This is a genomic window from Ruegeria sp. BG5 (assembly GCF_056538425.1).
This window is the reverse complement of record NZ_JBQFTC010000001.1, coordinates 1,989,821-2,005,739: the sequence shown is the minus strand read 5'-3', so window position 1 is coordinate 2,005,739 and position 15,919 is coordinate 1,989,821. Positions and strand designations below refer to the sequence as shown.

The 15,919-nt window shown below is 59.0% G+C and carries 18 protein-coding genes; 10 read left to right on the top strand and 8 right to left on the bottom strand.

Features of this window, described 5'->3' with window-relative positions:
* The first annotated feature begins 85 nt into the window (after positions 1 to 85).
* A complete protein-coding gene (gene tig, locus ACR0KX_RS09510; RefSeq protein ID WP_170621996.1) occupies positions 86 to 1,417 on the top strand; it encodes a trigger factor in 1,332 nt (443 codons plus the stop codon).
* Positions 1,418 to 1,511: 94 nt separating this feature from the next.
* Here the strand turns inward: tig and ACR0KX_RS09505 are convergent, their stop codons facing one another.
* From ACR0KX_RS09505 to rpsF, 6 genes are all read right to left on the bottom strand, one after another.
* Entirely contained in the window at positions 1,512 to 2,366 is an 855-nt protein-coding gene (locus tag ACR0KX_RS09505) for an acyl-homoserine-lactone synthase (protein WP_170449855.1), read from the bottom strand.
* A gap of 107 nt (positions 2,367 to 2,473) precedes the next feature.
* Positions 2,474 to 3,175 carry a LuxR family transcriptional regulator gene (locus tag ACR0KX_RS09500; RefSeq protein WP_170449857.1) on the bottom strand — a complete coding sequence of 234 codons (702 nt, stop codon included), beginning with the start codon at positions 3,173 to 3,175 and terminating at the stop codon, positions 2,474 to 2,476.
* A gap of 239 nt (positions 3,176 to 3,414) precedes the next feature.
* Complete coding sequence (locus ACR0KX_RS09495; protein WP_170449859.1) at positions 3,415 to 3,900, bottom strand: lytic transglycosylase domain-containing protein; 486 nt, start codon at positions 3,898 to 3,900, stop codon at positions 3,415 to 3,417.
* Between the two features lie 150 nt (positions 3,901 to 4,050).
* On the bottom strand, positions 4,051 to 4,671 hold the full coding sequence (gene rplI / locus ACR0KX_RS09490; protein ID WP_170449861.1) for a 50S ribosomal protein L9: 621 nt from the start codon (positions 4,669 to 4,671) through the stop codon (positions 4,051 to 4,053).
* A gap of 12 nt (positions 4,672 to 4,683) precedes the next feature.
* Positions 4,684 to 4,911: a 30S ribosomal protein S18 gene (gene rpsR / locus ACR0KX_RS09485; RefSeq protein ID WP_005608650.1), complete on the bottom strand. Its 228-nt coding sequence runs from the start codon at positions 4,909 to 4,911 to the stop codon at positions 4,684 to 4,686.
* A 28-nt stretch (positions 4,912 to 4,939) separates the two neighbouring features.
* Positions 4,940 to 5,293: a 30S ribosomal protein S6 gene (rpsF, locus tag ACR0KX_RS09480; protein WP_170449863.1), complete on the bottom strand. Its 354-nt coding sequence runs from the start codon at positions 5,291 to 5,293 to the stop codon at positions 4,940 to 4,942.
* A 285-nt stretch (positions 5,294 to 5,578) separates the two neighbouring features.
* Here rpsF and ACR0KX_RS09475 point away from each other — a divergent pair, with 285 nt between their 5' ends.
* Together ACR0KX_RS09475 and ACR0KX_RS09470 are read left to right on the top strand one after the other, a co-directional pair.
* The gene (locus ACR0KX_RS09475; protein WP_170449865.1) at positions 5,579 to 6,097 is read left to right on the top strand and encodes a hypothetical protein; all 519 of its coding nucleotides are present in this window, start codon (positions 5,579 to 5,581) and stop codon (positions 6,095 to 6,097) included.
* Between the two features lie 125 nt (positions 6,098 to 6,222).
* On the top strand, positions 6,223 to 6,795 hold the full coding sequence (locus ACR0KX_RS09470) for a YceI family protein (RefSeq protein WP_170449867.1): 573 nt from the start codon (positions 6,223 to 6,225) through the stop codon (positions 6,793 to 6,795).
* 59 nt (positions 6,796 to 6,854) lie between these two features.
* On the opposite strand, the gene ACR0KX_RS09465 is transcribed toward ACR0KX_RS09470, so the two are convergent.
* Positions 6,855 to 8,084: a cytochrome b/b6 domain-containing protein gene (locus ACR0KX_RS09465; RefSeq protein WP_170621995.1), complete on the bottom strand. Its 1,230-nt coding sequence runs from the start codon at positions 8,082 to 8,084 to the stop codon at positions 6,855 to 6,857.
* A 166-nt stretch (positions 8,085 to 8,250) separates the two neighbouring features.
* Between ACR0KX_RS09465 and fabD the strand changes: the two genes are divergently transcribed.
* The 7 genes from fabD (at position 8,251) to mltG (ending at position 14,593) form a co-directional block, all read left to right on the top strand.
* Entirely contained in the window at positions 8,251 to 9,189 is a 939-nt protein-coding gene (gene fabD, locus ACR0KX_RS09460) for an ACP S-malonyltransferase (protein ID WP_170621994.1), read from the top strand.
* Between the two features lie 42 nt (positions 9,190 to 9,231).
* Positions 9,232 to 9,969, top strand: coding sequence for a 3-oxoacyl-[acyl-carrier-protein] reductase (fabG, locus tag ACR0KX_RS09455; RefSeq protein ID WP_170449874.1), 738 nt, complete (start codon positions 9,232 to 9,234; stop codon positions 9,967 to 9,969).
* Between the two features lie 210 nt (positions 9,970 to 10,179).
* A complete protein-coding gene (locus ACR0KX_RS09450; RefSeq protein ID WP_008756330.1) occupies positions 10,180 to 10,413 on the top strand; it encodes an acyl carrier protein in 234 nt (77 codons plus the stop codon).
* Positions 10,414 to 10,552: 139 nt separating this feature from the next.
* Complete coding sequence (locus ACR0KX_RS09445; RefSeq protein ID WP_170449876.1) at positions 10,553 to 11,092, top strand: GNAT family N-acetyltransferase; 540 nt, start codon at positions 10,553 to 10,555, stop codon at positions 11,090 to 11,092.
* 122 nt (positions 11,093 to 11,214) lie between these two features.
* A complete protein-coding gene (locus ACR0KX_RS09440) occupies positions 11,215 to 11,958 on the top strand; it encodes a 1-(5-phosphoribosyl)-5-[(5-phosphoribosylamino)methylideneamino] imidazole-4-carboxamide isomerase (RefSeq protein WP_170449877.1) in 744 nt (247 codons plus the stop codon).
* A 211-nt stretch (positions 11,959 to 12,169) separates the two neighbouring features.
* Positions 12,170 to 13,435, top strand: coding sequence for a beta-ketoacyl-ACP synthase II (fabF, locus tag ACR0KX_RS09435; RefSeq protein ID WP_170449879.1), 1,266 nt, complete (start codon positions 12,170 to 12,172; stop codon positions 13,433 to 13,435).
* A complete protein-coding gene (gene mltG, locus ACR0KX_RS09430) occupies positions 13,436 to 14,593 on the top strand; it encodes an endolytic transglycosylase MltG (RefSeq protein WP_170449881.1) in 1,158 nt (385 codons plus the stop codon). It abuts the gene before it with no gap.
* 56 nt (positions 14,594 to 14,649) lie between these two features.
* Here mltG and ACR0KX_RS09425 read toward each other — a convergent pair whose 3' ends face one another.
* Positions 14,650 to 15,912, bottom strand: coding sequence for a DEAD/DEAH box helicase (locus ACR0KX_RS09425; RefSeq protein ID WP_170621993.1), 1,263 nt, complete (start codon positions 15,910 to 15,912; stop codon positions 14,650 to 14,652).
* Between the last annotated feature and the right edge of the window lie 7 nt (positions 15,913 to 15,919).

Below are 15,919 nucleotides of genomic sequence, written 5' to 3'. Positions count from 1 at the left end.
CACGCGGGCGGCTGGGCAAATAGAAGGCGTCAAATTTGCCCGGCGCGCCGTTTTGCGCGCCCCGAATCCTATGGGGACTACCATAATGCAGGTTACCGAGACGCTGAACGAAGGTCTGAAACGCGGCTACAACATCACCGTCACAGCAGCCGAGCTGGACGACAAGGTCAACGAGAAGCTGACCGAGGCGCAGCCCGAAGTTGAGATGAAGGGCTTCCGCAAAGGCAAGGTGCCGATGGCGCTGCTGAAGAAGCAATTTGGCCAGCGCCTGCTGGGCGAAGCGATGCAGGAAACCATCGACGGTGCGATGAACAAGCACTTTGAAGACAGCGGCGACCGCCCTGCGCTGCAGCCCGAGGTCAAGATGACCAATGAGGACTGGAAAGAAGGCGACGACGTCGAGGTCGCAATGTCCTACGAAGCGCTGCCGGAAATCCCCGAGGTTGACCTGAAATCGGTCGAACTGGAGAAGCTGGTTGTCAAAGCCGATGACGCAGCCGTGGAAGAGGCGCTGAACAACCTGGCCGAAACTGCACAGGATTTCAAAGCGCGCCGCAAGGGTTCGAAAGCCAAGGACGGTGACCAGATCGTGTTCGATTTCGTCGGCAAGGTTGACGGCGAAGAGTTCGAAGGCGGCTCGGCGGAAGACTACCCGCTGGTGCTGGGCTCGAACAGCTTCATCCCCGGCTTTGAAGAGCAGCTGGTTGGTGTGAAAGCCGAGGAAGAAAAAGACGTCAACGTCACCTTCCCCGAAGAATACGGTGCCGAGCATCTGGCCGGTAAAGACGCTGTTTTCACCTGCACCGTCAAAGAGGTGAACGAACCGGTTGCCGCTGAGGTCAATGATGAGCTGGCCAAGAAATTCGGCGCCGAGGATCTGGAGGCTCTGAAAGGTCAGATTTCCGAGCGTCTGGAGGCCGAATACGCTGGTGCGTCACGCGCTGTGATGAAGCGCGCCCTGCTGGACGCGCTGGACGAGAAGGTGTCCTTTGACCTGCCGCCGTCGCTGGTAGAGGCTGAGGCCAAGCAGATCGCCCACCAGCTGTGGCACGAGGAAAACCCCGAGGTCGAAGGCCACGATCACGATGAGATCGAACCCACCGACGAGCACAACAAACTGGCCGAGCGCCGCGTGCGTCTGGGCCTGCTGCTGGCCGAGCTGGGCCAGAAGGCTGAAGTTGAAGTGACCGATGCCGAGATGACTCAGGCGATCATGAACCAGGCGCGTCAGTACCCGGGTCAGGAACGCCAGTTCTTTGAGTTCGTGCAGCAAAACGCCCAGATGCAGCAGCAACTGCGCGCGCCGATCTTTGAAGACAAGGTTGTCGACTACGTTTTCGAACTGGCCACCGTTGCAGACAAAGAAGTCAGCAAGGACGACCTGCAAAAAGCCGTTGAGGCACTGGAAGAGGAATAATCCTCTTCCCCCCTTTTCGGGGGCCAAAAGTAAAGCGGAGCCGCCTGAAATTGGCGACTCCGCATGGGTGGCTTTGTACTATGAGGTGAGGGGGTCAGGCCTCATGAGCAAAAGCACGGGGGGTCTGTAGCAGAGCGGTCTTCTGCTCTGGTGTGAAGGTGTCGGTCAGCGCTTCGATCAGCTTCAGAACATCTTGCCGTTCCGCTTCGGTGCGCGCTGCGCTCATCTGTTCGACAAAGTATTTTTCGAGGTCAGTGAGCGGTTTGTGATCGCGGTTGGCCGGATTGGGCTCAACAGCTTTCTTCGAGTTGAACAGGGCCAGAGCCTCTTCCTCGTCCAGGAAGACGTCGCCTTCGATGCCAGCGAAGTCGCGGACGCCCTGAATGCGTTCATCGGTGCAATCCAACAGCGCGGCCAGTGCAGATACTTTGCCCATCGGGACAGTTTTGCCGACATAGTCGTAAGGCGCACAGTTCGACCGCTGCAGAACGCGATCCATAACCGGATCGATTACGGTGATGATGTCCTGGATACCTGCGTTCTTGGCATATTCCAGCGAGCCAATCATCAGTTCACAGGTGGCATAAGACACCGAGTTTTTGTCCTTGCCGCGTTTGAGACGCTGCGTGTCGACGCAAAAGCGCGTGGATTCCCACATCGTCGCGCTGCGCAGCGGTGCCTCGCCATCAAGAATGGCCGAGAAGACATCGGAAAGCATGTGAGGTCCGGTGGTCTGCAGGGCACGCACGGCTGCGACGACATTCCCCCCGTCGTCGAGTCCGATTACGTATGCAGGATCCAGGTGATCGAATTCGTCGATCTCTTTCCCGTCTTCGATATTAACGTCCCATCCAAGACGTCCGCCGAATACGCGTGCGCGCAGTTCAAACATTTCGTCGAGAACTTCGCCGAACAGGTGTCTGTTCAGCCCATCTACCACGATGATCATTTTTTCCCCCTTCGAGTGGTTGTTCGGTAAACTAGAAGTTACCGTTTTGAGGGGGTTTTTCTATTGGGGGTTTCCCGTATTTTGACGGAATTTGGGGAAATTTGTGTTTAACCTGGGGTAATAAGCCCAATTGCGATGGCCCGGCCGACGGCTTGCGGCGTGGTCAACGCGCTCAGCTTTTCGCGGCTTGATCGCAGATGCACCTCGACGGTGCGGTGCGAGATGGACAGGATGTCGCCGATATCCTGCTGCGACTTGCCTGCCGCGACCCATTGCAGGATCTCGGCCTCGCGCGTGGACAGGGTAGGGTGGTACAGCGCACCGGTCAGTTCATCTGAGGTCACGACATGGTCGTGAATGTGAACGGCCATCGATTGCAGGTCGCTGATGACATGGGTGTACAGTTTACGCCATTCTTCCTTGCTGCAATTTCGGGTCGCGCTGAGCAATCCAATATCGCCGTAAGGTCCACGGACAGGAATGGTAACGCCTTGATTCGGAATGCCAAAATCATGGGCGTCCCTGAAAACGCGCTGAAATTCCGGGCTGCGTTCAAGACGGCTCCAATCCACGGGGGCGATGCTGCGGCGGGCCATGTGGATTGTGGGGTCGATCATGATCAGACCCTGGTTCTGATAGTGTTCGTTCCAGGCGTCGTCGTAGGTCACAAATCCGGCCACGGTACCAGCCGCAGGATTCATGCCAGCATAGGCGGCATGGTCCATTTCATGCTTGTCGCAAATCTGCTTAAGAAACTCGGTATACCGAGTTTCTGCATCCGGCAGAGTGCTCAGATCGAAAATTTCCATGCGGCGCCTACCAACTGCGGCCCATACCACAAGTCTGATGGTGTCGTCAGACCGGCAGTAAACTTAGAGTGGAACCCAACTTACCTCACGGCAGCCAGCACAACATACTTTTGAAAACATGACAAGGCGACGTGCGAAATGTCTGTGCTTTTCGACGCTGCTGGTGACGTATTAGAACATTTTTGTCACTATCGGAACGCAACTGCTAACAGAAGATCATTCCGATTGACCGCCCCAGATCACGGCGCGGGTCGTAATCCTGTCTCAACCAGCATACCGCGTGCCTTGGCTTCGGGATAGTACCCTTTTGCATATAAAAAGATGGCGCGTTGCTGATCGCCATCGGAAAGCAGCCATGCACCGCGCAGATATTTTCCCGCAAACTCAAGATTGGTGTCAGCGTCCAGCAGACCTTGCGCGTTGCCCTTATATCCCATCGAGCGCGCCGTGGCAGGCAGGATCTGGAGCAGGCCGTAATAAGGGCGGTTCACAGCCCAGGGTCTGTGCGTGCTTTCGCGGATCGCCAGCTTGTGCACCAACTCACGCGGCAACTCGTAGTGATCTGCCCATTTGTTGATCGACGCGCGCAGTTCCGGGGTCTCGTTGGGGTAGAGCGGCGGATCGAACGGTTCCGCGTCACCTCGGGATACTTCGGCGCCGCTACAGGCGGCAAGGGTGGCCATTGCGAGGAAGGCGATGATGCTGCGGCGGGGGAAAACTGCCATCTAAATTCTCCAGGTTCCGGTGCGCGATGATATGGATCGCAGTCGACGCCGCAAGATTAGCTGTGAAATTGGGCTGAATTTTGCTGGCTCGGGCAAGAAAAAGGGCCGCGCGGATGGCGTGGCCCTTTCTGTAAGGTCAGCTTGGCCAGATCAGGCTTTTGCTTCGTCTTCTTGGGCAGGGGCGTCTTCGGCCACCAGATCGTCGTCGTCCGAAGCGGCCGAGCCGATGTCGTCGAACAGTTCGGCGATTTCGAATTCAGCGGCAGCTTCTTCTTCAGCGGCCAGTTCCTGAATCGATTTGCCCGATGCCTGCAGTTCGGCTTCTTCTTCTGAGCGGGCAACGTTCATCTTGATCTCGACTTCAACCTCGGGGTGCAGGCGAACGGCGACCGAGTGCAGGCCCAGTTCCTTGATCGGAGCGATCAGGATGACCTGTTTCTTGTCGACGGTGAAACCTGCTTCGGTTGCGGCATCTGCGGCGTCACGCGGGGTGACCGAGCCGTACAGAGCGCCAGCATCCGATGCCGAGCGAATCACAATGAACTGCTGACCGTCCAGCTTTTCAGCCAGGGCTTCAGCTTCTTTCTTGGTTTCCAGGTTGCGTGCTTCCAGCTGCGCTTTCTGGGCTTCGAACGACGCGATGTTGGCGTCCGATGCGCTCAGGGCTTTGCCCTGGGGCAGCAGGAAGTTGCGGGCGTAGCCGGGCTTGACGTCAACGACGTCGCCCATCTGACCCAGTTTCGCAACGCGTTCCAGAAGGATAACTTGCATGTCAGTCTCTCCTTACTTCACGGCGTAGGGCAGCAGGGCGAGAAAGCGGGCGCGCTTGATAGCACGGGCCAGTTCACGCTGCTTTTTCGCCGAAACGGCGGTGATGCGCGAAGGAACGATCTTGCCACGCTCAGAGATGTAGCGCTGCAGCAGACGGGTGTCTTTATAGTCGATCTTCGGCGCGTTCTCACCCGAGAACGGGCAGACCTTGCGGCGGCGGAAAAATGGTTTTGCGGCCATGGTTTAGTGTCCTTTTCTCAGGCGTTGATCAACGACGCTCGCGGCGGTCGCCACGTTCGTCACGCTTCTGCATCTGAACCGACGGGCCGTCTTCGTGACCGTCGACCTTGATGGTCAGAACGCGCATGACGTCGTCATGCAGGCGCATCAGGCGTTCCATTTCCTGAACCGCACCCGAGGGGGCATCGGTCTTCAGGAAGGCATAGTGGCCTTTGCGGTTCTTGTTGATCTTGTAGGCCATCGTCTTGACACCCCAGTACTCGCTATCCACGAGGTTGCCGCCGTTGTCGGCCAGCACGGTGCCAAAGTGTTCGATCAGGCCTTCGGCCTGCGCGTTGGACAGGTCCTGACGCGCGATCATTACATGCTCATACAGTGGCATGTTCACTCCTGTTTATATCAAGGCGCATTTCATAGGCGGGGCCATTGTGATCCTTCGCGACCCTGCCACGAGAGGCTGCGCGATTCATGTGTCGTGCGAAGGATGGCCCCGTATACACGTTTCCCCGTCCGGGGCAAGGCCTGCCGGGACTGCCATGGTGAAGTCGTCCAATTTCCTTTGCTGCGCCCAATTCCTGACGCTTTTCGGCTCAAAGTTGTTAAGCAAGCCGGAACACATCCGGACAGCCAAATCTAAGACGGTAACCTTATACAGGGTGATGATGTTATGACCGCGACGAACACGAACACACTTGGCAAGCAGGCGCAGGGCGCGGGCTTTGAACATTCCGTGCCGGTCAAGATTGCATTCAAAGTGAACTGGAAAGCCCGGATCGTTCTGGCCCGCATCGTCGGAGCCTTCCTGATCGTGTCGGCCTTTTCGATGTGGCTGATGCCGGGGTCGGTGATCGGGGCCGAGGTCTGGCCGATCAAGATGGTCGCGTCGATGCTGTTCCTGATCGTCGGTGTCAGCCTGTTGACCATCGAAGTGATGGATTCACGCCCGGATGCCTATTTCGACCCGATCCGCCGTGAAGTCCGCATTTTGCAAAAGAATGAGAACGGCCGTCCCCAGACGGTTCTGCGTCGCAGCTATGAAAGCCTTGGCGGTGCCCGTTTCGAGGATGATGAAGTCCAATTGTATGACGTCGACGGCAGCCTGCTGATGAAACTGCCGTTGCAATCGGCGGATGTCAGCCGAGCGCTGAAGGGCCAACTGAGCCAAAGCGTAACAATTTTCGCCTGAGTTTTATTCTGTTCAAAAAGGAACAGAGTTTGTGAATCAAAAATACTTGTGTGCCGCCCTTGGGCGGCACATTTTTGTTTTGAGCAACCCAAACGGTTTGCATTCACAAAAAAGCGGAGACTGTTATGAAATCCACCCTGCTTGCTGCTGCCCTGGCCATGACGGCGACCACTGCCTTCGCCAGCGCCGAGAAATACGTTCTGGATCCAAGCCACAGCCAAGTCATTTTCAGCTATGACCACCTGGGATTCTCGACAACCACTGGCATGTTCTCGGGCTTTGAAGGCGAGATCATGTTCGATCAGGAAGACCCTGCCGCATCCAGCGTGTCCGTCTCGATGCCTGTGATGTCGATGTTCACCGGCTGGGAAGCGCGTGAAGATCACTTTATGACCGAGGACTTCTTTGGTGCGTCCGAAGGCGATCTGATCACCTTCACCTCGACCGGGATCGAAGTTACAGGAGACGACACGGCCAATATTACCGGCGATCTGACCATGAACGGTGTGACCAAGTCGGTCGTTCTGGATGCCAAACTGAACAAGGTCGACCAGCACCCGATGGCCAACAAGCCCTGGGCCGGTTTCAATGCGACCACAACCCTGACCCGTAGCGAGTTTGATCTGGGCCAGTTCGCCCCGTTCGTCAGCGACGAGGTACAGGTTCAGATTTCGGTTGAAGCGCAGAAAGCCGAATAAGCGAAGCTTGATCGTTACGACAGGAAACCGCCGGGTCAGACGACCCGGCGGTTTTTTTGTCACTCTTCGTCCCGCTCGGCAGTCAACTCGACCGAGACTGTGACGTTAAAGCCCAGCGAGTCCTCTGTCGGTTGAGATGTGCCAACGTCGAAATCCATCCGGTTCAACTGCAACTCGCCTGACATGGTTGCCTGATCATCCTGCAGCTCCAGGGCGAAAGGCAGAACAACGTCCAGGGATTTGTCGCGGATCGTCAGAGGCCCCCGGGCCTCATAGCCTGTTTCGGTCTTGAACAAATCAGCCTTGAAGGTGGCGGTCGGGAATTGCGCGCTGTCAAAGAAATCCGCACCCATCGCCTGATCGCTCACTGTACCCAGGCTGAGCGATCCGATGGCAATCGTCACATCAACCGAGCCTGCCAATCCCGGTTCGGCTGGGTCTTCGAAGGCAATCGCGGCTGTCCAGTCGCCAAAGGTCCCGGTCACAGGGCTGCCCAGCTGAGAGATGGTGATCGACAAGGTGCCATCCTCGACCTCCCATTCAGATTGCACGTCTTCAAGCTCGGCCGTGTCGGTTGCCGCTTTGGAGTGGTCATCAAATGTGCCGTTGGTCCAGCCAAAGCCCAGAACCCCCAACCAGACGATCAAGGCAGCGAATGCTGGCAGGGCCGAGTGGTGTTGTGCTGGCGGTTCGGGTGCGTCCGCCTGACCGGGCAGCATACGACGCAGGGTGCTGTCCTTATCGACAACGTGGTGTTTCAGGGCACCCATGATGTGCAGAGCCAGCGACCCGCCCAAAACCCAGATGAACAGCCAGTGCAGCCCGGCGGTCACCTCGGCCACGTATGGCGATTTTGGAACAAACGGCAGGTTTTGGCCGAAAGGCCACAGGATCGGGGCAAAGCCCTCGGCGGCGGCGTGGTGAAGCCAGCCGGTCAGCGGTACCAGAACCAATGAGGCGTAAAGCATCCAATGCACGGTTTCGGCGGCAAAAGCCTCGGGCTTGTTTTCAGCGTTCAGCAATCCCGGTTTGGTTTGAGACAATGTCCACAGAATGCGGGCCAGCGCGACAAAGAACACCGTCACGCCAACGGTCTTGTGCAGCGAGAACAGGCGGGCCGCGTTGGCAATATCCTCTTCGGATGTCGGGATGTTAGGGTCATAGATCGCGTGGGCCAACTGGTTGGCGTACCAGCCCAGTGGCAGGGCCGTGAAGATCAGCAAAGCCGTCAGCCAGTGAAAAGCCTTGGCGACGCTGCCATAGCTGGAAAAGGTATTGCTTGAGGGCATCGAACAAACGCTCCGGTATGGGTAGGCTGCCCCCAACCTAAAGCGCACGCGCAATGACACAAGTACGAGACTGCGCACATTCAAGGTGCCGCAATGCACCCTACTTGTGCCGCGTCCCATGTCAGTTTACACCCCGCCGCAACCTAACGTCATCCATGAGGTTGCAATGACACGCGCGTTCGTTTTTCCGGGGCAGGGCGCCCAGACCATCGGAATGGGTAAAGCACTGGCCGAGGCCTACCCGGCGGCCCAAGCCGTTTTTGATGAGGTCGACGAGGCGCTGAGCGAAAAGCTAAGCAGCCTGATCTGGGACGGCGAGATCGAAGAACTGACGCTGACTCAGAACGCGCAGCCCGCGCTGATGGCCACTTCTATGGCGGCGATGCGTGCGCTGGAGGCCGAAGGTGTGTCTGTAACTGATGCGGCCTATGTGGCCGGGCATTCGCTGGGTGAATATTCCGCACTGGCGGCGGCGGGTGCTTTGTCGGTGGCCGATACCGCCCGCCTGTTGCGCAAGCGCGGTCAGGCGATGCAAAGCGCGGTTCCGGTGGGTGAAGGTGCAATGGCCGCTGTTCTTGGTCTGGACCTTGAAGCGGTGCGCGCCGTCGCTGAAGAAGCCGCGCAGGGCGAGGTGTGTCAGGCGGCAAATGACAACGATCCAACGCAGGTTGTCGTATCCGGCGCCAAGGCAGCCGTGGAACGCGCTGCCGAGATTGCCAAGGAAAAAGGCGCAAAGCGGGCGATTTTGTTGCCGGTAAGTGCTCCATTTCACTGTGCGCTGATGCAGCCTGCTGCAGATGTAATGGCAGACGCCTTGGCCGCAGTCGAAATCAAGGCCCCGACGGTTCCGGTCGTCGCCAATGTGCGCGCCGAGGCCGTGAGCGACCCGGACCTGATCCGGCAGTTGCTGGTCGAGCAGGTGACGGGCTCGGTTCGGTGGCGCGAAAGCGTGCAGTACATGGCGGCGCAGGGCGTGACCGAGACATGGGAGATTGGCGCGGGCAAAGCCCTGTCCGGCATGATCCGCAAGATTGACCGGGCCATCGCTGGCAAAGCGGTTGGAACGCCAGAAGATGTCCTAAAGGCCGTCGCGGCCGAGTCGTAAGCATAGAACGCGCCGTTCGAGGCGCCTCACGAGGGAAACAGTATGTTTGATTTGACGGGTAAGAATGCGCTGGTTACTGGCGCTTCGGGCGGGATCGGGGGCGATATTGCCCGCGCTCTGCATGGCGCTGGTGCCAATGTGGGCCTTTCGGGTACGCGGGTTGAGCCACTGCAGGCTTTGGCCGATGAACTGGGAGAGCGGGCGCATGTGCTGCCCTGCAACCTGAGTGACACAGAGGCCGTCGAGGCACTACCGAAACAGGCAGCCGAGGCGATGGGATCAGTCGACATTCTGGTCAACAACGCCGGCATCACGCGTGACAATCTGTTCATGCGCATGTCCGATGAAGAATGGCAGAGCGTCATTGACGTGAACATGACCTCGACCATGAAACTGTGCAAAGGCGTGATCCGGGGCATGATGAAGGCGCGTTGGGGTCGGATCGTGAATGTCTCGTCCGTGGTGGCTGCGATCGGCAATCCGGGGCAGGCGAACTATGCGGCCTCGAAAGCCGGAATGATCGGCTTTTCCAAGGCTTTGGCCCACGAAGTTGCCACGCGCGGCATCACCGTGAACGCTGTGGCTCCGGGTTTCATTACCACGGCCATGACCGAGAAGCTGACCGAGGAACAGAAAAAGGGTCTGTTGCTCAAGGTTCCGGCGGGTCGTATGGGCGACCCCGAGGAAATTGCGGCCGCCGTTCTGTATCTTGCCAGCCCCGAAGCGGGCTATGTTACCGGAAGCACCTTGCATGTGAATGGCGGTATGGCCATGTTGTGAGCGCATAACAGGACAGGCGCGAAAGCGTTTGCCTTGTGCGCGGACTATGTTATAGGCGGCGCATCTATGCAGGGGCCGGTCGTTCAGGTCGGCCTTCTACTTTCCCGGTGAGCCGGGACCCAAACCGCCCGGAACGGGCAAATCAAAGCCAACCCGTGCGGGCAAGGGCAGAACCGGGCAAACCGCCCTGAATAGGAATGAGGAATAGACATGAGCGACGTCGCAGATCGCGTTAAAAAGATCGTTGTTGAGCACCTGGGTGTTGAAGAAGACAAGGTTGCGGAAAACGCCTCCTTCATCGACGATCTGGGCGCAGACAGCCTGGACACCGTCGAACTGGTCATGGCCTTCGAAGAAGAGTTCGGCATCGAAATTCCTGATGACGCAGCCGAGACCATCCAGACCTTCGGCGACGCGGTCAAATTCATCAGCGAAGCGTCCTAAGCGTTTCATTTCTGATCAAAAGCGGCGCTTCCGGGCAACGGGGGCGCCGTTTTTTATTGTCGGCCCGATTTTCAGGCTTGCGTGACGCCTGTTCGCTTAGCACTGTTTCCACTGAGGCGTTATTCCAAGTGGGCAGGCGATGATAAGATCCACACCGATGATCAATACGGCACGGCTGACGCTGTGTGCGATGCGGCCCGAGGATTTTGAGCGCTTTGCCGAAATCTGGCGCGACCCTTGCGTGGTTCAGCATATCGGCGGCCAGCCCCGTTCGCGCGGTGAAGCCTGGGATTCGTTCCTGCGCAATGCGGGCCACTGGCAGATGGCTGGGTTCGGGCAGTGGGGCGTTCTGCAACAATCGAATCGCAAATTGATAGGTCAGGCCGGGTTCTTCTACGCCGATCGCGGGATGGGTGAAGAGTTCGACGCTTTCCCCGAAGCCGGTTGGGTCCTCGCCACCGAAGCCCAAGGGCAGGGACTGGGGTATGAGGCCGCGCAGGCCGCCCATGACTGGTTCGACCGGATCATGCCGGGGCCGTTGGTTGCCATGGTGAATGCCGGCAACGCGACCTCGCAGAAACTGGCGAAAAAGCTGGGCTATGTGCTGACGCGCGAGGCCGAGTACAAGGGCACTCCGGTCCACTTGCTGCGTCGCAACGGACCACCGGCGCGGGCGTAACTCCGCCGAAGGCAACTTATGCCGCAAATTGACCAGACTTTGCCGATCCCGGTAAATTGGGCCGATCCATCGCATGTATGCTATTCTGGATTTCCAGAACGATTGAGCGGAGGAGAATGCTCATGCGGATTTACCCCACGATGGAATTGCAGAACGGGCGGTGCGTCACCCTGGACAAGGGTCGCCTGGACGATGCAATGATCTGGCATGTGGACCCGGTTGAAACAGCGCGCAGCTGGGCTGCCGTCGGTGCTGAATGGATGCATCTGACCGATTTCGACGCGATCGAAGGGCGCGACACCAACGCGGGGCTGGTCGAAGAGATCATCCGCAGCGCTGAAATCCCGGTACAGCTGGGCGGCGGTATGCGCAGCCGCGAACATGTCGAGCATTGGATCGACAAAGGCGCGGGCCGTATTGTGATCGGGACATTGGCGGCGCGTGATCCGCAACTGGTGAAGGAACTGGCCAAGCTGTACCCCGATCAGATCGTGTTGGCTGTGGATGTCTGGCAGGGCTACGTGATGACCGAAGGTTGGCGCAGCCAGAGCGCCTTTACACCCGAGGCATTTATCGACGCGTTCGAAGGCACGCCTTTTGCGGCCATCGTGGTGACGGATATTGACAGCGACATGGAAGATGTCGAAGCCCAGCTTGGGCTGATTTCCGGCCTGGCGCAGCATTCGCGCACGCCTATCGTTGCCAACGGCGTGGTGCGTTCGGCCGATGATATTTCGCGGCTGGCCTATATTCCCAACATTTCGGGTGCGATGTTCGCGCGCGCATTGTTCCGCAAAACGCTGGATCTGTCAGAGGCGCTTGAGGTTGCGACGGCTGCCCATGAACCGGTAGCGCAGTTCCAATAGGACTGGCCGGGAAATCTGTTCCGCCCTTTTCCACATCCGGGAGAGGGCGGTTTTTTTTGTTCCAGCGGGGTGGCGAAACCCGGCTGCCCGGCAAGATGTGACCGGAATTGGCAATATGATGTCGGTAAGGAATGCGCCCTTGCTCTTGCCCCCGTACCCCGGGGCGGGGTATGAGCGGTTCTCATAACAGGAAGCAGGCAAGAGGCACTTCATGCGCAGAGTCGTCGTAACCGGTCTGGGATTGGTCACTCCTTTGGCCAGCGGGGTCGAAGAAACCTGGTCACGTCTGCTGGACGGAGAGTCCGGCGCTGGCCCGATCACACTGTTCGATGCCGAGGCAAGCGGGGTCACCACGACCTATGCCTGCGAAGTGCCACGCGGGGACGGAACCAACGGGACGTTCAACCCCGACGACTGGATGCCGCCGAAAGAGCAGCGCAAGATCGAGGACTTTATCCTGTATTCCATCGCGGCGGCCGAGATGGCGTGCAAGGATGCGGGCTGGACGCCCGAGGATGAAGAGGATCGTCTGCGGACCGGCGTTCTGATCGGGTCGGGCATTGGTGGCCTGGGATCGATTGCGGAAACTGCAAACCTGATCCGCGACAAAGGCCCACGCCGCGTATCGCCGTTCTTTATTCCCGGCGCGCTGATCAACCTGGCGTCTGGTCAGGTTTCGATCCGGTTCGGTTTCAAGGGGCCCAACCATTCGGTGGTGACGGCCTGTTCGACCGGTGCCCACGCCATTGGCGATGCCAGCCGGATCATCCGGTCGGGCGACGCGGATGTGATGATCGCCGGTGGCGGCGAAGGCTGCATCTGCGAGATTGGGATTGCAGGATTCAACGCGTGCAAGGCGCTGTCGACCAAATATGCCGATGATCCGAAGAAAGCCAGCCGTCCCTATGACGTTGATCGTGACGGTTTTGTCATGGGCGAAGGCGCAGGCATTGTGGTCCTGGAGGACTATGAGCACGCCAAGGCGCGCGGTGCGAAGATTTATGCCGAGGTTCTGGGCTATGGCATGTCCGGTGACGCCTATCACATCACCGCACCGTCCGAGGATGGAGACGGGGCCGAACGTTCGATGAAGGCCGCGCTGCGCAGTGCCGGGCTGGAGCCGAAGGATCTGGACTATATCAACGCCCACGGTACCTCGACCATGGCGGATACGATTGAGCTGGGCGCAGTGGAGCGTCTGCTGGGCGATCATGCCAGCAGCGCCACGATGACCTCGACTAAGTCGGCCACCGGTCACCTGCTTGGGGCTGCGGGTGCGATTGAGGCGATCTTCTCGATCCTGGCGATCCGCGATCAGGTTGCACCGCCGACGATCAATCTGGACAATCCGGCGGTTGAAACGCCGATCGATCTGGCCCCGAATACCAAGCGCGAGCGTGAGATTAACGTGGCCCTGTCGAACTCGTTCGGGTTTGGCGGAACCAATGCCAGCGTGATCTTCGGAAAGGTCAGTTAAATGTTGCGTGCCCTGGCATCGAACGCGCTGACCATTCTGGTGGTCGGCCTGTTCCTGATGGGCGGTCTGATCCTTTGGGGCCAATCCCAGTACAAGGCCGAAGGCCCGCTGGACACCGCGATTTGCCTGCAAGTGGCAAGCGGGTCGAACATGACCCGCGTCAGCCGCGATCTAGAGGATCAGGGCGCGATCACCAGCGCCACGATCTTTCGGATGGCTGCGGATTACACCGACCGGGCGCAGCAGTTGAAGGCGGGCAGCTTTCTGGTGCGCGAAGGCGCGTCGATGGAGCAGATCATTGACGAAATCACCAGCAGCGGGGCCAGCACCTGCGGGTCCGAGATTGAGTATCGGATCGGCGTGACCCGTGCCCAGACCCGTGTACGCGAGTTGAACCCGGCGACGCTGGACTTCGACGAGATCGCGTCATTCGATGCCGCAGAAGACGAAACGCCCGAAGCCTATACGGAGAAGCGCAACGAAGCGGATACCCGCTATCGTGTGTCGCTGGCCGAGGGCGTGACCTCGTGGCAGGTGGTTGAGGCGCTGAAGGGGTTTGAAGCGCTGAGCGGTGAGGTGACAGAAATTCCCGCCGAAGGATCGCTGGCGCCGGACAGCTATGATGTCGTCGCCGGGCAGGACCGGAACGAAATCCTTCAGGCGATGCAGGAAACTCAGCAGTTGCGCATCAATGCAGCTTGGGAAAGCCGTCAGGATGGTCTGCCGCTGCAAAGCCCCGAGGAAATGCTGATCCTTGCGTCGATCATCGAGAAAGAAACCGGTGTCCCGGAAGAACGTGGTCAGGTGGCGAGCGTGTTTGTGAACCGTCTGAACCAGGGTATGCGGCTGCAAACAGACCCGACCGTTATTTATGGCGTCACCAAGGGGCAGGGCACGTTGGGCCGGGGATTGCGGCGCAGCGAGTTGAACCGCCCGACGCCGTGGAACACCTATCAGATCGATGGTCTGCCGCCGACTCCGATTGCCAACCCCGGTCAGGCCAGCCTGCAAGCGGCGGTTACCCCAGACAGCACGAATTACATTTTCTTTGTCGCGGATGGCACCGGTGGTCACGCTTTTGCCGAGACCCTGCAGGAGCATAACCGCAATGTCGCCAAATGGCGCGAGATTGAGGCCGAACGGAATTCGGGCAACTAAGCTCTGAGTTTGAAAGAAAAAAAACAGCGCCGGTTCGGGCGCTGTTTTTTGTTGGGTCAAGCTGCGGGTTTGCGACGGGGCCGCCTGCGCTTGGATTGCGACGGCTTTGAGCCGCCATTGGCGGGCTTGGGTCGGAATCCACGGCGGCGATTGTTCTGACCGCGCGCGGGGCGTTCGGCCTGCACGGCTTCGGGCATTTCTCCGCTGGCCACGGGAATGTCGATTTTCATCAGCTTCTGAATCTGGCGCAGCAGATCGACCTCCTCCGCTGAGCAGAACGCGATGGCTTCGCCTTCACGCCCGGCGCGGGCGGTGCGGCCGATGCGGTGGACGTAGTTGTCGGGCACCTCGGGCAGATCGTAGTTGATCACATAGGCGACGCCCGGAATGTCGATCCCACGTGCGGCCACGTCCGTTGCGACCAATACGTTGATCTCTCCGGCGCGGAAGGCCTTGATGGCGCGGTCACGCTGGCCCTGGCTTTTGTTGCCATGGATCGACGCGGCGTTATAGCCATCGGCGACTAGCCCTTTCATCAGCTTCTCGGCCCCGTGTTTCGTGCGCGAGAAGACAAGCGTCAGGGCGTCCATGTCCTGTGACAGAATTTCTCGCAATTTGTTGGGCTTTCCCGGTTTGCTGACAAAATGCACCGACTGGGTGATCTTGTCCGCCGCCTTGCCCGGAGGCGAGACCTGTACGCGCTGCGGGTTGGTCAGGTACGCGCGGCTAAGCTCTTCCATCTGCTTGGGCATTGTGGCCGAGAACAGCATAGTCTGGCGCGGCGTCCCCAGCGCGGGCGCGATCTTGCGCAGCGCGTGGATGAAGCCGAGGTCGAGCATCTGGTCTGCCTCGTCCAGCACCAGATGGCGAACGGCGCCAAGGTCAACCGCGCCGCGCTCCATCAAATCGATCAGACGTCCGGGGGTGGCGACCAGAATGTCGGTGCCACGGGACAGGAACATGATCTGCTTGTTGATGGACTGTCCGCCCACAACAGTGGCCACGCGCAGCTTTGTCTTTTGGGTCAGGGTGCGCAGGCTGTCGGCGATCTGGTTCACCAGCTCGCGGGTGGGGGCAAGGATCAGGGCCTTGGCGGTTTTGGGATCGGGCTTGCCCGGCTGGGCCAGCAGGTGATCGATCAGCGGTAGGCCAAAGGCCAAGGTTTTACCGGTGCCCGTCTGGGCGAGCCCCAGAATGTCATGCCCGTTCAGGGCCAACGGAATGGCCTGGTTCTGGATCGGGGTCGGCTGCGAAAAATTCGCACGTTTCAGCGCGTCATTCAAAGCTGGCGCAAGGCCCAGCATGTCAAAGTCGAACAATGTCTAT